Origin of the sequence: Microbacterium sp. Root166 (genome assembly GCF_001427145.1) — a bacterium.
In the GTDB taxonomy this organism is placed as follows: domain Bacteria; phylum Actinomycetota; class Actinomycetes; order Actinomycetales; family Microbacteriaceae; genus Microbacterium.
In genome coordinates, this window is record NZ_LMGL01000002.1 from 135,189 (window position 1) to 151,740 (window position 16,552).

At 69.4% G+C, this 16,552-nt stretch carries 12 protein-coding genes; 10 read left to right on the forward strand and 2 right to left on the reverse strand.

Annotated elements, in window-relative coordinates; genetic code table 11:
* The first annotated feature begins 115 nt into the window (after positions 1-115).
* The 3 genes from ASD56_RS08435 (at position 116) to ASD56_RS08445 (ending at position 3,541) form a co-directional block, all read left to right on the forward strand.
* Positions 116-625, forward strand: coding sequence for a GIY-YIG nuclease family protein (locus tag ASD56_RS08435; RefSeq protein WP_235565618.1), 510 nt, complete (start codon positions 116-118; stop codon positions 623-625).
* A 70-nt stretch (positions 626-695) separates the two neighbouring features.
* Entirely contained in the window at positions 696-2,381 is a 1,686-nt protein-coding gene (locus tag ASD56_RS08440; protein WP_082541388.1) for a sensor histidine kinase, read from the forward strand.
* Positions 2,378-3,541 carry a hypothetical protein gene (locus ASD56_RS08445; protein ID WP_055964209.1) on the forward strand — a complete coding sequence of 388 codons (1,164 nt, stop codon included), beginning with the start codon at positions 2,378-2,380 and terminating at the stop codon, positions 3,539-3,541. Before ASD56_RS08440 ends, ASD56_RS08445 begins: the two co-directional genes overlap by 4 nt.
* Before the next feature lie 26 nt (positions 3,542-3,567).
* Here ASD56_RS08445 and ASD56_RS08450 read toward each other — a convergent pair whose 3' ends face one another.
* Positions 3,568-4,311 carry a response regulator transcription factor gene (locus ASD56_RS08450; RefSeq protein WP_055965811.1) on the reverse strand — a complete coding sequence of 248 codons (744 nt, stop codon included), beginning with the start codon at positions 4,309-4,311 and terminating at the stop codon, positions 3,568-3,570.
* A gap of 549 nt (positions 4,312-4,860) precedes the next feature.
* Here ASD56_RS08450 and coaE point away from each other — a divergent pair.
* From coaE to uvrB, 3 genes are all read left to right on the forward strand, one after another.
* Entirely contained in the window at positions 4,861-5,475 is a 615-nt protein-coding gene (gene coaE, locus ASD56_RS08455) for a dephospho-CoA kinase (protein WP_055964212.1), read from the forward strand.
* 50 nt (positions 5,476-5,525) lie between these two features.
* The gene (locus ASD56_RS08460; RefSeq protein ID WP_055964216.1) at positions 5,526-6,155 is read left to right on the forward strand and encodes a hypothetical protein; all 630 of its coding nucleotides are present in this window, start codon (positions 5,526-5,528) and stop codon (positions 6,153-6,155) included.
* Positions 6,156-6,253: 98 nt separating this feature from the next.
* Entirely contained in the window at positions 6,254-8,335 is a 2,082-nt protein-coding gene (uvrB, locus tag ASD56_RS08465; RefSeq protein ID WP_055964220.1) for an excinuclease ABC subunit UvrB, read from the forward strand.
* Positions 8,336-8,353: 18 nt separating this feature from the next.
* Here the strand turns inward: uvrB and ASD56_RS08470 are convergent, their stop codons facing one another.
* Complete coding sequence (locus ASD56_RS08470; protein ID WP_055964223.1) at positions 8,354-8,608, reverse strand: hypothetical protein; 255 nt, start codon at positions 8,606-8,608, stop codon at positions 8,354-8,356.
* Between the two features lie 35 nt (positions 8,609-8,643).
* Here ASD56_RS08470 and ASD56_RS08475 point away from each other — a divergent pair, with 35 nt between their 5' ends.
* The 4 genes from ASD56_RS08475 (at position 8,644) to uvrC (ending at position 16,551) form a co-directional block, all read left to right on the forward strand.
* Entirely contained in the window at positions 8,644-9,078 is a 435-nt protein-coding gene (locus ASD56_RS08475; RefSeq protein WP_055964227.1) for a MarR family winged helix-turn-helix transcriptional regulator, read from the forward strand.
* Between the two features lie 170 nt (positions 9,079-9,248).
* A complete protein-coding gene (locus ASD56_RS08480; RefSeq protein ID WP_055964230.1) occupies positions 9,249-11,678 on the forward strand; it encodes a 5'-nucleotidase C-terminal domain-containing protein in 2,430 nt (809 codons plus the stop codon).
* Positions 11,679-11,737: 59 nt separating this feature from the next.
* Positions 11,738-14,638, forward strand: a complete 2,901-nt coding sequence (uvrA, locus tag ASD56_RS08485; protein WP_055964233.1) for an excinuclease ABC subunit UvrA — start codon at positions 11,738-11,740, stop codon at positions 14,636-14,638.
* Between the two features lie 5 nt (positions 14,639-14,643).
* Complete coding sequence (gene uvrC / locus ASD56_RS08490) at positions 14,644-16,551, forward strand: excinuclease ABC subunit UvrC (protein ID WP_055964236.1); 1,908 nt, start codon at positions 14,644-14,646, stop codon at positions 16,549-16,551.
* The last annotated feature ends 1 nt before the right edge of the window (position 16,552 follow it).

Below are 16,552 nucleotides of genomic sequence, written 5' to 3' on the forward strand. Positions count from 1 at the left end.
GCCGGGACCTTCGGGTCCCGGCCCTTTCGCATGCCCGCTGTGGTGTGTCCGAGCCCGGCCGTACACTCACGGGGTGTCCCGCAGCTGCCTTGTCTCGAGCGGATGCCGCGGCCCTGTGCCCGACGATGCACCGGTCGCGCTCTGCGAGTGGCACCTGGCCGCGGCATCCGAGTGGGAGAGCCGTCATCACGGCGTGACCGACGCGCTGCCGTCGCCATGCCGGCTGTGCGGGTCGCGGCTGGGAGTGCGCTACCCCTCGGGGTGGCTGTGCGCGGTGTGCGAGTGGCGGTACGGCGAGGTGGTCGACACGGACCTGGCGCCGCCCCGCGTCGACGTCGTCTACTACCTCGGGTACGACGACCGCATCAAGATCGGCACGTCGGCCAACCCGCGTCAGCGCCTGGCCGCGCTCTGGCACGACGAGCTGCTCGCCTTCGAGCGCGGCGACCGCACCATCGAGCGCCGTCGCCACGAGCAGTTCGCGACGGATCGCTTCGCGCGAACGGAGTGGTTCCGGCGCTCGTCGGCGCTGGAGGCTCACGTCGCGGACCTGGCGGCGGGAGTCGACGACCCGTGGCTCCAGCACGCCCGCTGGGTCAGCGAGGCCGTCGCCCGCAGCCTCTGATCACGGCGGTCCCGGCGAACCGGAGCGCGCCCCCCACGCGCGGGCCGCGGCATCCGTTAGCGTCGCGGTTATGGACGACGAGGGCTTGCACGGCGCGAAGGGACGCGAGGTCGCTCCGCACAGTGCACGCGTGCGTTCGGCATGGCTGCGCGGCGACTTCGCCGACAGCACCCGCGAGCGCACGGCGACGCTGAACCAGCTGCTCCTCGCGTCGGTCGCCTTCGTGCTGGGCGTGCTCGTGACGACGGGCCGGTTCACCGGTGACGAGGCGCTGTTCTTCACCGGCGTGGTGATCATCGTGCTGCTCACCGGCGCGACGTTCGTGATCCCGTGGAACCACCTCGCTTACGGCTGGGTGGCCGTCGTTCCGGCGATCGACATCGTCGCGATCACCCTGATGCAGGTGGCCGCTCCGCGCACCGCGATGGGGCTGCTCTGGATCTTCCCCACGACCTGGCTCGCGGGTGGCTTCGGCCTGCTGGGGCTGTTCGCGGTGATCGTCGCGATCGCCGGCATCACCAGCGTCCTCACCGTCCTCAGCGCCGAGCAGGTCACCTACACGACCCTCCTGCTGCCGCTGGTGCTCGTCGCGGTGGCCGCGACCAGCCACCTCAACGCGCGGCGCTCGGATGCCCAGCGGACCCTCTTGGCCAAGCAGGCTCAGCTGCTGCGGAGGGTCCTCGAGCGTACGCGCCGGCAGGAGCAGGTCGTCACCGAGGTCCTCGACGCCGTCGACTTCGGCATCACCCGCATCGACGCCGACGGGCGCGTGGCGGTCACGAACGAAGCCCACGCTCGCCTGCAGCAGGCCACCGGGAGTGAGGGCGGCGACGAGGTGTCGGCCTTCCGCGATGACGGGGTGACGCCGCTGCCGGCTGACGAGCTGCCGCTCGAGCGCGCGCTCCGCGGCGAGGCGTTCGACGGCCAGGTCGTCTGGTTCGGCGCCGATCCCGGCGCGCGTCAGGCGCTGAGCGTCAGCGCGCGCAGGCTGCTGGATCCCGACGGGGGAGACGGCGGCGCGGTCGTGATCTCGCGCGACATCACCACGGAGCTCAACGCACTCAAGGCGCGCGACGAGCTCGTCGCGTCGGTCTCGCACGAGCTGCGCACACCCCTGACCTCGATTCTGGGCTATCTCGACCTCGCGATCGAGGATCCGGGCATCCCCGACCACGTGCGCGCGAACCTCGACATCGCAGAGCGCAACGCCGAGCGGCTGCTGCGCATCGTCGCCGACATCCTCGCGGCGTCGAGCTCGTCGTCGTCATCGATCGAGGCGAGCATGACGCCGCAGGACGTCGATGTCACCGAGGTGGTCCGCGCCGCCGGCGACGCGCTGCTCCCGCGTGCGTCCACGCGCGCCATCACGATCGACACCTCCGGTCTCGAGGCCGCCTCCGCGTGGGCCGATCCGATGCGCCTGCGTCAGGTGGTCGACAATCTGATCTCCAACGCCATCAGCTACAACCGGGACGGCGGCACGATCTTCCTCGGCACCACGACCGACGGGATCTCCACCTGGATCCTGGTGCGCGACACCGGCATCGGCATCAGCGAGGCCGATCGGGCGCGTCTCTTCCAGCGCTTCTACAAGGCGGGCGCCGACCGGCGGACCGGTACCGGACTGGGCCTGGCAATCACGCGCGACATCGTGCGCGCGCACGGCGGTGAGATCGGCCTGCACAGCTCACCGGGCGTCGGCTCGACGTTCATCGTCAAACTGCCGGCCACGGCGGCGAGAGAGGAAGCACCGTGAATCTGCAACTGACGAGTGTGCTCATCATGACGGCGCTGGTGGTCAACGTCAGCGGCGTGCTGTTCATCGTCGAGACGCTGCTCCGTCGCGACGAAGGCGCCGGGCGCATCTGGGCCATGGGCTTCCTGGCGGGCATGCTCACCACGCTGGCCTACATGGTGTGGTCGCAGTCTCCCGGCGCGTGGTGGGCGGTGGCCGTCGGCAACGCCACGTTCGCCGCGACCACCGGGTGCATGTGGCTGGGATGCCGGCGGTTCAACGGCCGAAGCGTGAAATGGGCGTCGGCGGTCGTCGCCGCCGGCGTGCTGGCCGCCGGCGCCGCTGTCGTCGCGGCCGGCCCGACGGGCGGCGACTGGGCCGGCGCGCTCTGGATGTTCGTGGCGCTGATGGTCTTCGCCGCAGCAGGCGCGGTCGAGTGCGTGCGCGGAGCGCTGCGAGAGTCGCGGACCGCCTGGGTGCTGGCTGCCGTACTGGGCTTCCAGTCGCTGTACTACGTCTCCCGCACCTCCGCGTTCCTCTCCTCCGGTCCGGACAGCGCCCTGTTCGAGAGCACCTTCGGGACCATCCCGACAAGCTTCCTCACCGTGGTCCTCACGATCGTGGCGGTCGTCGTGACGTCAGTGCTGAGGGCGTCGCGCGCCCCGATGCGGGGCAGACTGCCGGGGTCCGATCTCCTGGCCGAGGACGGCATCCTCTCGCACGACGCGTTCCAGCGGTCCCTGGGCGATCTGGTCAAGCGTGCGTCCTGGCGCTCGGAGATCGTCGGCGTGATCGCGGTGCGGATCGACGATCTCGACCAGATCTCCACGGCGTTCGGCAGCGAGGTCGCCCGCGCGATCACCGACGCCTGGCGTATGGGCGTGCGCCGCCACGCGCCGTCCAACGCCCTGGTCGCCGAGGACGACACGGCCGGACTCCTCATCGGTCTGGCGATGGACTCGCCCGCGGACGCCCGCCGCCAGGCCGGCACCGTCTACCGCGGGCTGTTCGACGAGCTCGGCAAGGTGGGCGGGGGAGTGATCCCCGTGGTCGGCGTCGGGGTCGCGCTCAGCGACACGACCGGCTATGACCCTGCGGAGCTGCAGCGCGTGGCTCGCGAAGCCGCCGCGCGGGCCGCCGCCAGCGTCGAGAGCTCGGTTCTCGTCGGAGACCCCGAGTAGCGGCATCCGCCCCGGCGCAGCCGCTGTCAGGCCGCGGTCAGGCGGTATCCGACTCCGCGGACCGTCTCTATCCACCGCGGGCTGGCCGGTGACTCGCCGAGCTTGCGGCGCAGATTCGCCACGTGCACCTCGATCGCGCGCGCGTCGCTGTCGCTGACGAACTCGACGCCGGTGAACTGCTCGCCCCGCAACATGAGCGCGAGGTCGGACTTGCCGCGCACGCGGCGGCCCGCGGCGAGCAGGTCGGCGAGGATGTCGAACTCGCTGCGCGTCAGGTCGAGGTCTTCGCCGTCGACGGTGACGATGCGCATCTCGGGGTTCAGGCGAAGACCCTGGTGCTCGAGCCACGCCTCGGACGGCTCGGATGCCTCGGCAGCCGGCGCCACGGCAGTGACGTGGTGCCGGGGGCGGCGGAGCATCGCATCGATGCGGGCGCGCAGCTCGCGCGGCCGGAAGGGCTTCGCGACGTAGTCGTCCGCGCCGGCCTCGAGGCCCTGCAGCGCATCGATCTCCTCGGTGCGCGCACTGAGCATGACGATGTACGTGGTGCTGACGGAGCGGATGCGCTTCGCCGTCTCGAAGCCGTCCATTCCCGGCATGTTGACGTCGAGCGTCGTGACCAGGGGCTGGTGCTCCCGGACGAGTTCGATGCCGTCCTGGCCGTTGGACGCGCCGTGCACGTCGAACCCGGCTTGCGACAGGACCGCCGAGAGCAGGGAGCGGATGTCTTCTTCGTCCTCGATAACGACTGCTACGCGCGCTTCATCCACCGATGCACCTTCCGGAGAGGGCATGGGGACAGCCGACTCCTGAACGTCGGTCATGATATCCCAGAAGGCCGCCTGGAAGAGTCGGCCACGCTCGGACATCAGCAGGTCCGCACTCTTGCGCGACGGCAGAACCGGATCTCGCGCAGGTGACCGGCGAGGCGGCGGCCGGAGCCACGAGGACTCCGGCCGCACACCCTGCCGGAACAAGAGACTGCGCATCCGCCGGCTGGCCCCCCGAGCCGGCGAACGCGTGCCTCCGGTGTACGGCATGGAGTGGCGGTCGCCCCCACGACCGCCACTCCGCCGTACCGACAGCGGAATCCGCCCCGCCTTGCGACGAGGGGGGACGAGCGGGAAGGCGAGTCGAGCACCGACGATACGACGTCACGTCGGTCCACGGTCGATCCTTCCCCCAGAAGTCCCTCGAGCAGGTTCCACCTTCTTTTCGGGTTGCCCACGACGCTACCCGCGCGTCCTCAGGTCACCCTCAGGCAGACCTCAGGAGCGCCCAAGCATCGTCGGCACGCGCAGTCATGGCATCCTCGAGGCATGCCAATCGTCGCGCTCACCGGCGGAATCGCCTCCGGGAAGTCCACGATCGCCGGGCGCCTCGCCGAGCACGGAGCGGTCATCGTCGACGCGGATCAGCTGGTCCGCGAGGTCCAGCAGCCGGGCTCGCCGGTACTGGCCGCGATCGCGGGGGAGTTCGGCGAGCGGATGCTGCACCCCGACGGTTCGCTGGACCGGGCCGCCCTCGGGCAGCGGGTCTTCGGCGACCCCGAGGCCGTACGCAGGCTCAACGCGATCGTCCATCCGGCCGTGCGCGCCGAGTCCGCGCGTCGTTTCGCGCAGGCCTTCGCCGTCGACCCCGGTGCCGTCGTCGTCTATGACGTGCCCCTGCTGGTCGAGGCGCGCGTCGACGACCCGTGGGACCTCGTCATCGTCGCGCACGCTCCTGCCGAGCTGCGCCGCCGACGGCTGGTGGAACTGCGTGGGATGACCGACGCCGACGCCGCGGCCCGCATCGCGTCGCAGGTATCCGACGAGGCGCGGATGGGCGTCGCCGACGTCGTGATCGACACGACGGGCACGCTGGACGAGACGTACCGCCAGGTCGATGCCCTCTGGAGCTCTCTTCCCGCGCTCGCCGGGCCGGAGGGGTAGTAGAGCGAGCCGTCGCGCGGGTACCCTGGCCGCCTAGGCGGAGGTCGCACATGGGCATGTGGTCGAGGTTCAGGCGGAAGCGTAAGTTCGAGGCGCTCACCGAAGAGGAGCGCATCTCGCGCTACGTCTATCTGCTCAACACGCTGCCGGCGTCGGTCATCGAGCACGCCCATGCGAGCGCGTTCAAGGACGTGCCGGTGCAGCGCCGCCGGGAGATGTTCGAGCAGCTGCGGCCGTTCATGTCCGACGCGGAGCGGAACGCGGCATCCGATGATCCGACCGTCCTCGCCAAGCTCGTCCGGCGCGCGGAGGAGCGGCGTGCCGAACGCGCCTCATCGCAGGCTGCGGCCACGCAGACCGCGACGGCGACCCAGGAGGGCCTCGATCCGAGAGACGGCGTGGACTCCCGGGCACTGCTGCTGAGCAGCGGCGTCTCCGTGGTCGTCGCGCAGAACTTCCTGCTGGCGGCGGCCGTGACGACGTACTTCTCGGCCGGCGGCGGATCCCTCGCGCTCGGCGCCGAACCCCTGTGGGTGGGCGAGTCGTACGGCCAGGCGTCCACGGGCGCGTTCGACGCCGGCGGCTACGGCGGAGGAGGGGACTACGGCGGAGGCGGTTTCGGCGGCGGCTTCGACGGAGGCGGCTTCGGCGGCGACGGCGGCGGAGGCGGCTTCGGCTGAGCCCGGTTCGCGGTCCGGGGCTCGTCGCGGCACGGCGGCGAGGTCCGCCGGCGGCGAACCCCACCCCTGGTGTCGGTGGCCGCGCCTACGCTGGATGGGTGCAGCCCACGCGATCCGTCCGGCCCTTCGAGGTCATCAGCGAGTACGAGCCGTCCGGGGATCAGCCCACCGCGATCGCCGACCTCGCGGCCCGCATCAACGCCGGCGAGACCGATGTGGTCCTCCTCGGCGCCACCGGCACGGGCAAGTCGGCGACGACCGCCTGGCTCGTCGAGGCCGTTCAGCGGCCGACTCTCGTGCTCGCCCACAACAAGACGCTCGCCGCGCAGCTCGCCAACGAGTTCCGCGAGCTCATGCCCAACAACGCCGTCGAGTACTTCGTCAGCTACTACGACTACTACCAGCCCGAGGCGTACGTCCCCCAGACCGACACCTTCATCGAGAAGGACTCCTCGGTCAACGCCGAGGTCGAGCGTCTGCGCCACTCCACGACGAACTCCCTGCTCAGTCGCCGCGACGTGATCGTGGTGAGCACGGTCTCGTGCATCTACGGACTCGGTGCTCCCGAGGAGTACCTGCAGGCGATGGTCGCCCTCCAGGTGGGCGAGCGCTACGACCGCGACGCGCTCATCCGCAAGTTCATCGCCATGCAGTACAACCGCAACGACGTCGACTTCTCGCGCGGCAACTTCCGCGTGCGCGGCGACACCATCGAGATCATCCCGGTGTACGAGGAGTACGCCATCCGCATCGAGCTGTTCGGCGACGAGATCGAAGCGCTGTACATGCTGCACCCGCTGACCGGCGACGTCATCCAGCGCATGGACGCCGTCCCGATCTTCCCCGCATCGCACTACGTCGCAGGCACCGAGACCGTCCAGCGCGCGATCGGCACGATCGAGCACGAGCTCGAGCACCGGCTGAAAGAGCTCGAGTCGCAGAACAAGCTCCTCGAGGCGCAGCGCCTGCGCATGCGCACGACGTTCGACCTCGAGATGCTGCAGCAGCTCGGCTTCTGCAGCGGCATCGAGAACTACTCGCGCCACCTCGACGGCCGGATGCCGGGGGAGCCGCCGCACACGCTTCTGGACTTCTTCCCCGACGACTTCCTCATGGTGATCGACGAGTCGCACGTGACGGTCCCGCAGATCGGGGCGATGTACGAGGGGGATGCCTCGCGCAAGCGCACTCTCGTCGAGCACGGGTTCCGGCTGCCGAGCGCCATGGACAACCGTCCGCTCCGCTTCGACGAGTTCAAGAACCGCGTCGGGCAGACGGTGTACCTCTCGGCGACGCCCGGCCGATACGAGATGGGCATCGCCGACGGCGTCGTCGAGCAGATCATCCGCCCGACGGGTCTCATCGACCCGCAGATCATCGTCAAGCCTTCGAAGGGGCAGATCGACGATCTGCTCGAAGAGATCCGGCTGCGTGCCGCGCGCGACGAGCGCGTTCTGGTGACGACTCTGACCAAGAAGATGGCGGAGGAGCTCACCGACTTCCTCGGCGAGCACGGCGTGCGTGTGCGCTACCTGCACTCCGATGTCGACACCTTGCGCCGGGTCGAGCTGCTCAGCGAACTGCGCTCCGGTGTGTACGACGTCCTGGTCGGCATCAACCTGCTGCGTGAGGGCCTCGACCTTCCGGAGGTGTCACTGGTGTCGATCCTCGACGCCGACAAGGAGGGCTTTCTCCGCAGCGGCACCTCGCTGATCCAGACGATCGGACGAGCCGCCCGCAACGTGTCGGGTGAGGTGCACATGTACGCCGACAAGATCACCGACTCGATGCGCAACGCGATCGACGAGACCGATCGCCGCCGCGAGAAGCAGGTGGCGTACAACACCCTCCACGGCATCGACCCGCAGCCGCTGCGGAAGAAGATCGCCGACATCACCGACGCGCTCGCGCGGGAGGCATCCGACACGAAGGCGATGCTGGCGCGCAAGGGTTCCGACCGGCTGAAGTCCGGCAAGGGCAAATCGCCCACGCCGCAGCTGCGTCGCGAGGGCATCGCAGCCGAAGGCGCGGAGCAGCTCGAGGCGACGATCGGCGACCTCAGCAACCAGATGCTGGCCGCCGCGTCCGAGCTGAAGTTCGAGCTGGCAGCGAGACTGCGCGACGAGGTTCAGGACCTCAAGAAGGAGCTCCGCGCCATGGAGCGGGCCGGGCACGCCTGACCCGACGGTCCTGTGACCTCAGGGGCAGTGCATGAGCGGCTTGGGACCGCTGCGATCGAAGGTGTGGGCCGTCATCGGATGTCCGCACAGCGGGCACGCCCGTTCCGCGCGCTCGGTGCTGGACGGCGGAGGGGTGCTCTCGTAGGGTCCGACCGCCGCCGGACCGGCGACGCGGATCAGGCTCGAGTTGAGCCAGGCGTACCAGCCCCCGGCCTCGCGGACGCGCTCGCGCAGGGGAGGGCGAGGGTCGGATGCCGGACCTGTTCGTGCCATGATGTTTAGTGTACTAAACAATCGAGGAGTGTGGCATGGCCACGGATGATCTGCTCAAGCTGGAGAACCAGCTCTGCTTCGCCGTCGTGACGGCTGCGCGCAACGTGGTCTCGGTCTATCGGCCGATCCTCGAGCCTCTCTCGCTCACGCACCCGCAGTATCTGGTGATGCTCGCTCTCTGGGAGTCCGCGCCGAGATCACTCGGCGAACTGGCCGCCGAGCTCGCGATGGAGCCGGCCACCCTCTCGCCGATGATCAAGCGACTGGAGGCGCAGGGAAGGGTCACCCGTGCGCGGCGGGCCGCGGACGAGCGCGTCCTCGACATCGATCTCACTCCGGAGGGACGAGCGCTGCGCGAAGCCGCCCTCGAGGTGCCCCGCCGTGTCATGGCCGCCACCGGCATGGATGTGGACGAGGTGGCTCGGCTGCGCGACGCATTGGCGCGGTTCGCGGGTGCTCCACCGGCCTGATTTGTGGACTCCCACCAGGGAAACGGTCTCGATCACGTTGCCGTTCGATGAACTCCCTCTCATGACCGTTGGCATACTCCCGGCAAACTCCTAGGCTCGCTCTCGTGCGCGCGGACGAACCCTCCACGCGCGCTGCATCGCCTTACCCGGTCCGATCCAGAGGAACCCCCATGCGATCTCGGTCACAGTCCGACCACATGTCCACCCGCCGGCGCCTCACCGCCGTCGCGGTCGCCACCGCCGCCGCCCTCGGCGCGAGCGCACTCGCCGTCGTGCCGGCGGCTCACGCCGCCCCGACGCAGGTGCAGATCCTCGCAACGAACGACTTCCACGGCCGGCTCGTCGACAACCCGACCGGCGCTGAAGCCGGCGCGGCTGTGCTCGCGGGCGCCGTGAAGCAGCTCCGTGCCGCGAACCCGAACACAGTCTTCGCGGCCGCGGGCGACCTCATCGGCGCCTCGACGTTCGATTCGTTCATCCAGCACGACAAGCCGACCATCGACGCCCTCAACGAGGCCGGACTCGAAGTGTCGGCCGTGGGCAACCACGAGCTCGACCAGGGCTACGACGACCTCGTGAATCGCGTGATGGCGCCCTACCACCCGACCGACAACCCGTACGGTGGCGCGGAGTGGGAGTACATCGCAGCCAACCTCAAGGTCCGGCTCACGGGTGACGACGCCGTCCCCGCCACGTGGATCAAGGAGATGAGCGGCGTCCAGGTCGGATTCGTCGGCGCGGTGACCGAGGAGCTGCCGGCGCTGGTGAGCCCGGGCGGTATCGCCGAGATCCAGGTGACCGGCATCGTCGAGTCGGTCAACACCGAGGCCGCCGCGCTGGTCGCCGGCGGCGCCGACCTCGTCGTGATGCTCGTGCACGAAGGTGCGCCCTCCACCAACTGCGACACGATGGACGACAGCGGCGCGTGGGCGTCGATCATCAACAACGTCTCGCCCGACGTCGATGCCATCGTCTCGGGCCACACGCACCTGGCCTACAACTGCTCCTTCCCGGTCGCCCAGTGGGCCACAGAGGGCCGTGCGGTCCAGGACCGTCCCGTGGTCTCCGCCGGCCAGTACGGCACGAACCTCAACCAGCTCGTCTACACCGTCGACGGTGACACCGGCGTGGTCTCGGCTAAGGCGCAGACTCTGCTCGCGCTCGAGGCGGCCGGCAACGTGGCGAAGTACCCCGCCGACCCCGCCACCGCGCAGATCGTGGCCGACGCTGTCGCCGTCGCGAAGGTCGAGGGCGCCAAGCCTCTCGGGCTCGTGGCGGGAGCCTTCAACCGGGCGCAGCTGAGCACGACCAACGCGCAGGGCGTTCCGAACGAGAACCGCGGCGGGGAATCGACGCTCGGCAACCTCGTCGCCGAGGTCCAGCAGTGGGCGACCGAGGCGCCGGAGTCCGGCGCCGCCGAGATCGCGTTCATGAACCCGGGCGGACTCCGTGCGGACATGCGCGGCACCGACCCCGGTGACGGCAGCTACCCCCGCACCCTGACCTACCGGCAGGCCGCCGACGTGCAGTCGTTCGCGAACACCCTGGTGAACATGCAGCTCACCGGTGCTCAGATCAAGACGGTGCTCGAGCAGCAGTGGCAGCGCAATGCGTTCAACCAGCTGCCCACCCGTCCGTTCCTGCGCCTCGGCGTCTCGGAGGGCTTCGAGTACACCTACACGCAGGAGACCGTGACCGAGACCCCGATCGACAACCCGGCGACCACGGACGTCGACGAGTCGCTGGCGGTCTACACCGCGCCGCAGGGCACGGTCACCGGCATGTGGCTGAACGGCGAGCCGATCGATCCCGCGCGGATCTACTCGGTCACGGCGAACTCGTTCCTCTCCACCGGCGGCGACAACTTCTTCGAGTTCGCCAACGGTGCGAACCGCCGCGACACCGGCAAGGTCGATCTCACGGCGATGGTGGACTACATGGCCGCCTTTGCCGCGACCACGCCGCTCCCGGTCGACTACGAGCAGCGCGCCGTCGAGGTCGCGTTCCCGGCGGATGCTCCGGCGACGTACGAGCTCGGGACGACCGTGGCGTTCGACGTGCGGTCGTGGGCCATGTCGACGGCGGCCGACCTGAAGGATGCGGAGATCACCGTGTCGCTCGCCGGAGAGGTGCTCGGCACCTTCCCGGTGGACAACACGATCGGCGCTGTCGTCTACGACGACTACGGCACCGCGTCCGTGTCTGTGGTGCTCCCCGCCGACGGCCCCGTGGGCGCCACGGCGCTCGAGCTGACGGGAGCGACGACCGGCACGTCGATCACCGTGCCGCTGACGACGTTCGACCGCGCCGACAGCGTCGTGCTCGGCATCCCGAACAAGCTGATCGCCAAGAAGAACTCGGCGATCAAGTACACGGTGCTCGTGCTGGCCGAAGGCGGCATCACCCCGACCGGCGAGGTCACGATCTACGACGGCGACGAGGTCCTCACCACGGTGACGCTCGGCGAGAAGGATCGCGGCATCGTCAAGGTGAAGCTGCCCGAGCTGTCCAAGGGCGTGCACAAGCTCTCGGCCTCCTACGCCGGAAGCGACACGGTCCGGGCGTCGGAGAGCGCGACCGTGCCCGTGCTCGTCTGGTAAGAACCAGGGAAGGCGGGGCCCCCGGCGCCGATGTCGGAGGCCCCGCCTAAACTTGTCTGGTGCCCATAGTCCCTGTCGCCATGCCCGGAAACACCAGCGGAAAGCTCAGCGTCCGCGGTGCCCGCGTGCACAATCTGAAGAACGTCGATCTCGACATCCCGCGCGACTCGCTCGTGGTGTTCACGGGACTCTCGGGCTCGGGCAAGTCCAGCCTCGCGTTCGACACGATCTTCGCCGAAGGCCAGCGGCGCTACGTCGAGTCGCTGAGCGCATATGCGCGTCAGTTCCTCGGGCAGGTCGACCGCCCCGACGTCGATTTCATCGAGGGCCTGAGCCCCGCGGTCTCCATCGACCAGAAGTCGACCAATCGCAACCCGCGCTCGACCGTGGGCACGATCACCGAGATCCACGACTACATGCGCCTGCTGTGGGCGCGCATCGGCGTGCCCCACTGCCCGGAGTGCGGCGAGATCATTCAGCGCCAGACCGTTCAGCAGATCGCCGACCAGCTCGTCGAGCTGCCCGATCGCACCCGCTACCAGATCGTCGCTCCCGTCGTCACGCAGAAGAAGGGCGAGTTCGTCGACCTCTTCAAGGAGCTCTCCGCGAAGGGCTATGCGCGAGCGGTCGTCGACGGTGAGCTCGTCCAGCTCTCCGAGCCGCCGACGCTGAAGAAGAGCTACAAGCACGACATCGCGGTCGTGGTCGACCGCCTCGTCGCGGCGCCCGACATCCTCGGCCGCGTCACCGACTCGGTCGAGACGGCGATGGGCCTGGCCGGCGGTGTCATCCAGGTCAACTTCATCGACCGCGAGGGCGACGACGCCTGGCAGTCCTTCTCCGAGAAGCTCGCCTGCCCCAACGGCCACCCGCTGCAGCTGACCGAGATCGAGCCTCGGACCTTCTCGTTCAACGCGCCGTTCGGCGCCTGCCCGGCGTGCTCGGGCCTGGGCACGCGCATGTCGGTCGACGTGGAGCTCATGATCGGCGACGAGGAGCTCTCCATCCGCGAGGGCGTGCTGATCCCGTGGACCACGCAGGGCAAGGGGCTCTTCCAGTACTACGAGCGCCTTCTCGAAGGGCTCGCGCGTGACCTCGACTTCTCGCTCGACACCCCTTGGCGGATGCTGCGCGCCGAGGTCCGCGAAGCGGTGCTGCGCGGCGAAGACTACAAGGTCACCGTCAAGTGGAAGAACCGGTACGGCCGCGAGATGCGGTACTCGTCGGGCTTCGAGGGCGTGGTGCCCTACATCGAGCGCCAGTACCTCCAGGCCGAGAGCGACACGCAGCGCCAGCGCTGGTCGGAGTACCTGCGCGAGGTGCCGTGCCCGGTCTGCGACGGTGCCCGCCTCAAGCCGGAGGTCCTGGCTGTGAAAGTGCACGGCCATTCGATCGCGGATGCCTCGCGCCTGAGCCTCGCGGACGCTCAGCGGTACTTCGCCGACCTCCAGCTCACCGACCGGGAGGCCAAGATCGGCGCGCAGGTGCTGCGCGAGATCCGGCTGCGGCTCGACTTCCTCATCCAGGTCGGCCTGACGTACCTGAACCTCAGTCGCTCGGCCGGCTCGCTCTCGGGCGGCGAGGCGCAGCGCATCCGCCTGGCCACGCAGATCGGCTCCGGCCTGACCGGCGTGCTCTACGTGCTCGACGAGCCCTCGATCGGGTTGCACCAGCGCGACAACCGCCGGCTCATCGACACGCTGCTCAAGCTCCGCGACCTGGGCAACACGCTCATCGTTGTCGAGCACGACGAGGAGACGATCCACGCCGCCGACTGGATCGTCGACATCGGCCCGCGGGCCGGCGTCGACGGAGGAGCGGTCGTGCACTCCGGACCCCTCGAGCAGCTGCTCAAGGAGTCCGACTCGATCACCGGCGACTACCTCGCCGGCCGGCGCGAGGTGCCGACGCCGAAGAAGCGCCGCAAAATCGACAAGAGCCGCAAGGTCACCGTCGTCGGTGCGCGCGAGAACAACCTCCAGAACGTCACCGTCGACTTCCCGCTGGGCGTGCTCACCGCCGTCACCGGCGTGAGTGGATCCGGAAAGTCGTCGCTCGTGAACGACATCCTCTACGAGGTGCTCGCCACGCGGCTCAACGGCGCCCGCCGCGTCGCGGGCAAGCACACGCGCGTCCTCGGCACGGAAGAGCTCGACAAGGTCGTGCACGTCGATCAGGGTCCGATCGGCCGCACGCCTCGATCGAATCCCGCCACCTACACGGGGGTCTTCGACCGCATCCGCACCCTGTTCTCCGAGACGCTCGAGGCCAAGGCGCGCGGGTACCAGCCCGGCCGCTTCAGCTTCAACGTCAAGGGCGGCCGCTGCGAGGCGTGCTCTGGTGACGGAACCATCAAGATCGAGATGAACTTCCTGCCTGACGTGTACGTCGACTGCGAGGTGTGCCATGGCAAGCGGTACAACCGCGACACCCTCTCGGTCCATTACAAGGGCAAGAACATCGCCGAGGTCCTCGAGATGCCGATCTCCGAGGCGGCCGAGTTCTTCGAGCCGATCCAGGCCATCCACCGGTATCTGCGCACGCTCGTGGATGTCGGACTCGGCTACGTGCGCCTGGGGCAGTCGGCCACGACGCTCTCCGGCGGCGAGGCGCAGCGCGTGAAGCTCGCCACCGAGCTGCAGCGCCGGTCCAACGGACGCTCGATCTACGTGCTCGACGAGCCGACGACGGGCCTGCACTTCGAAGACGTCCGCCGCCTCCTTGAGGTGCTGGGCGGCCTCGTCGACAAGGGCAACACGGTCATCGTCATCGAGCACAACCTCGACGTCATCAAGAGCGCCGACTGGGTCATCGACCTCGGCCCCGAGGGCGGCTCGGGCGGCGGGCAGATCATTGCGACCGGCACTCCGGAGCAGGTCGCCCGTGTCGAGGGCAGCCACACGGGCGCGTTCCTCGCCGAGGTGCTGGGCGGGGCGCAGGCGGTCCGCAAGGCCGGCTGAGCGAGATGGCCCGCAGCGCTCCGACCGTCGCCTACAAGCCCAAGCCGGGGGAGATCCCCACCAATCCCGGTGTGTACCGCTTCCGGGATGCCGACGGTCGCGTCCTCTACGTCGGCAAGGCCAAGAACCTGCGCGCACGCCTGTCGAACTACTTCGCGCCGCTGCACACGCTCCATGAGCGCACGCGGCGCATGGTCACGACGGCCGCATCGGTGGAGTGGACCGTCGTCGACAGCGACGTCGACTCGCTCCAGCTGGAGTACATGTGGATCAAGGAGTTCGATCCGCCGTTCAACGTGCGCTACCGGGACGACAAGTCGTATCCGTTCATGGCCATCACGCTCGCCGACGAGGCCCCGCGGGTGATCGTGACCCGCAACCGCCGGATCCCCGGCGCCAAGTACTTCGGCCCGTATCCGAAGGTGTGGGCGGTCCACGACACCATCGATCTGATGATCAAGGTGTTCCCGATCCGCACCTGCAGCGACTCCTCGTACAAGAAGGCGATGGCGTCCGGGCGGCCCTGCTTCCCGGGTCAGATCGGGCGATGCGGCGGGCCCTGCTCGATGAAGGTGTCCATCGAGGAGCACCGCGCGATCGTCGAGGACTTCATCTCGTTCATGGCAGGAAGCGACCAGCGGTTCGCGAAGGAGCTCAACGCGCGCATGCGCGAGGCATCCGCGGCGATGGACTACGAGGCGGCGGCGACGTACCGCGACCGCCTGCAGGCGATCGACGCCGTGCTGAGCAAGAGCGCCCTCGTCCTCGCGCCCGACACCGACGCCGACCTGTTCGGAATCGCCGAGGACGAGCTCGCCGCGGCCGTCCAGCACTTCGTCATCCGCGGCGGGCGCGTGCGCGGTGTCCGCGCGACCACGATCGAGAAGGAGCTCGACATCTCGGGCGGCGATCTCGTCGATCAGGTGCTGCAGCGCACATACGGCAACGCCGTCGGCGCCGACATCCCGAAGCAGGTGCTGGTCCCCGCGATGCCCGACGATGCGGCGGACCTCGAGGAGTGGCTGCGCGAGCGACGCGGCAAGTCCGTGACGATCCAGATCGCCCAGCGCGGACGCAAGGCCGACCTGATGCGGACGGCGACCCTCAACGCGCAGCAGGCGCTCATGCTGCACAAGACCCGGCGCACGAGCGACTACCTCGCGCGCACGCAGGCGCTCACCGACCTGCAGGAGGCGCTGGATCTCGCCGAGGCGCCCCTGCGCATCGAGTGCTTCGACGTCTCGCACCTCGGTGGCACCAACGTCGTCGCCTCGATGGTCGTCTTCGAGGACGGGCTGCCGCGCAAGGACCAGTACCGGTCCTTCGGCGTGCCCGAGACCACGGACGATACCGACTCGATCTACCAGGTGCTGCGGCGTCGGCTGGCGTACCTCGACCGGCCGGAGGAGGCCGAGCCCGCTCCGGTCGAGCCCACTGCCGACGGAGAGGTCGTCACTGAGCGTCGCCGGGCGCGCTTCGCGTACCGTCCGCAGCTCCTGGTGGTGGACGGCGGCAAGCCGCAGGTGGAGGCGGCGGCACGCGCACTCCGCGACGCCGGCCACGAAGAAGTCGCGCTGTGCGGCATCGCCAAGCGCCTCGAGGAGGTGTGGCTGCCGGGGGAGGAGTACCCGGTCATCCTGCCGCGGACCTCCGAGGCGCTCTACCTCCTGCAGCGCCTGCGCGACGAGGCTCATCGTTTCGCGATCACGTACCAGCGCAAACGCCGTCGCCGCGACATCCAGAGCGTCCTCGCCGAAGTCCCCGGCCTCGGCGACGCACGCATCAAGGCCCTGCTCCGTCACTTCGGCTCGGTCGCCGCGCTCAAGCAGGCGACGCCCGCAGAGATGTCCGAGCTGCCGGGTGTCGGGCCCAAGCTGGCCGCGGCGATCCATTCGCACCTCTCCGGTGGGTAGG

Bases quoted from the DNA above. Each gene is read 5' to 3' on its own strand.
- uvrC (WP_055964236.1), top strand. From the start codon at position 14,644: ATGGCCCGCAGCGCTCCGACCGTCGCCTACAAGCCCAAGCCGGGGGAG.
- ASD56_RS08460 (WP_055964216.1), top strand. From the start codon at position 5,526: ATGGGCATGTGGTCGAGGTTCAGGCGGAAGCGTAAGTTCGAGGCGCTC.
- ASD56_RS08470 (WP_055964223.1), bottom strand. From the start codon at position 8,608: ATGGCACGAACAGGTCCGGCATCCGACCCTCGCCCTCCCCTGCGCGAG.
- ASD56_RS08475 (WP_055964227.1), top strand. From the start codon at position 8,644: ATGGCCACGGATGATCTGCTCAAGCTGGAGAACCAGCTCTGCTTCGCC.
- ASD56_RS08440 (WP_082541388.1), top strand. From the start codon at position 696: ATGGACGACGAGGGCTTGCACGGCGCGAAGGGACGCGAGGTCGCTCCG.
- ASD56_RS08480 (WP_055964230.1), top strand. From the start codon at position 9,249: ATGCGATCTCGGTCACAGTCCGACCACATGTCCACCCGCCGGCGCCTC.
- coaE (WP_055964212.1), top strand. From the start codon at position 4,861: ATGCCAATCGTCGCGCTCACCGGCGGAATCGCCTCCGGGAAGTCCACG.